Below are 1,912 nucleotides of genomic sequence, written 5' to 3' on the forward strand. Positions count from 1 at the left end.
GTGGTTGCACCTGTACCGCCAATGTTAGTTGCAGTTACTTTGCCATCTGCATCAACCGTTGCATCACCACCAATAACGCTTGCAACACTGTTTGATACATTAGAAAGCTGTCCACCATTGATTGCATCTGTAGACCCTTGGGCAACTGAACCATTTGCCACACCTGTTACCGTACGATTACCTGATGTTCCTGCAACATTTACAGTTGTACCCCCTGTGTCTTGTCCAATGGTAATTGGGCTATTGGCATCCGCCTGTTTCACAATGCCTGTTTTACCTGATGTCACATCACTAATATTGTTTTGCAAGTTACTAATATTGTTTGTATTCGCTGTGACTTGGCTTTGAACATTGGCAAGCTGTCCACCATTAACGGCATCTTTAGAACCTGCAGCCACTGTACCATCAGCCACATTGGTTACTTTTTGGTTTCCTGCACTAATACCTGCTTGTGTAATACTTGGTGTATTTGCAATCTGCGTACCTGTACTATCTACAAATGAAAGACCTGTACTATCAATTTTAGTGCCACCTGCATTAATGCTGTTGGCATTTAAATCTTTTGCCGTTGCTACAGTATATTCAGTTGCACCATCAGCATTTGTAGTAGATTCAACCGTAACGTTATCGCCTGCTTTTACAGTTGTTTTGGCTTTGGTTGCTGCTGTGCCTGTATCTTTCACAGCTTGGTCTAATGCAGTTAATGCATCGCCAATACTGTTTTGTTGATTACCTGCAACCGTATAAGTCGGTTTTGAAATTGAACCATCTGAATTAACCGTTGCACCACCACCTAAGATGTTTGCAATAGATTGAGTGCTGGTATCTACTTTGCTATCTACAGATTTCAGCTGAGCAACGTTGGCAGCATCGCTATCTTGTGTACCTGCTGCAACACCTGTGATTTGACGATAAATATTGTTATCAGCATCCCCTACAGCAACTGCACCTGTCGTCGATTGTGTTGCGGCTATCGCATTTTGAGTTGCTTGGCTTGAATTGGCTGGTGTGTAACCTGCTACACCTGCGCCTGTTCGTGCTGCTGAACCTGTCCCTAATACAACAGAGCCTGCTGTGGTATTCGTCACATTGTTACCTAAAACAAATGTGTCATCTGTAGATACGGTATTGTTATTACCAACTGAATAAGAACTATCGCCATTTACAACAGATGGGTCACCAAAAGCACCTGAGTTGTTACCTGATACAGTATTGCCTGTACCAATACTAATGGATTGTGTACCTGATGCTGTTGCACCATGACCAACGGCAATAGACGATGCACCGCTTACCGTAGAGCCTTGTCCAATCACCACAGAATTCGTTGCGGCATCTTCTGCTGTTGTGTCATGTCCAAGCGCGATCGTACTTGCTGCACCTTCTTCAACAATGGCATTAACACCAATTGCCGTTGAGTTTGTTGCTGCAGCACTTGAGTCATTGGTTGTTCCATTTGCTAATATACCTGATGAGGTATCACCGTTGGTATGTGAGTATTTCACCCCCTCAGTATTCATTTTCTGAACAGTTTGCCCAATGGTTAAGCGATCTGTCGTCACTTGTCCATTAGTGTTGTATGTTAAGAATAAAGAATCTTGGTTATTATTATTTGGAGATTTATTAACAATTTGATCCGTAATATTAACTGAGTTGCCATTACCATCTGTCACATTCGTTAGGTTTGTGCTGATAATAGAATCTAATTGTCCTTTGTTTACTGCGTCAGAAGCATTAACTGCATTTGCAACATTACTAATGGTTGTTCCACCACTGGTCACAATACTATTGCCTTGCGCATCTTTTCCAATCTGAGCAGTAGTACCTTTACCATTTCCAGCAGTGATACTGTTGTAGTTTGTCGTACCATCTGTATTTTTATCATATTGCACGCCATTACCTGCAACTTGATCTA

Annotated in this window: 1 pseudogene; it reads right to left on the reverse strand. The window is 42.1% G+C overall.

The features are described from left to right. Positions 1-1,912 (reverse strand): annotated as a pseudogene (locus PCI70_RS12110) (hypothetical protein); the annotation flags it as partial.

Origin of the sequence: Acinetobacter sp. HY1485 (assembly GCF_027568475.1) — a bacterium.
GTDB lineage: Bacteria > Pseudomonadota > Gammaproteobacteria > Pseudomonadales > Moraxellaceae > Acinetobacter.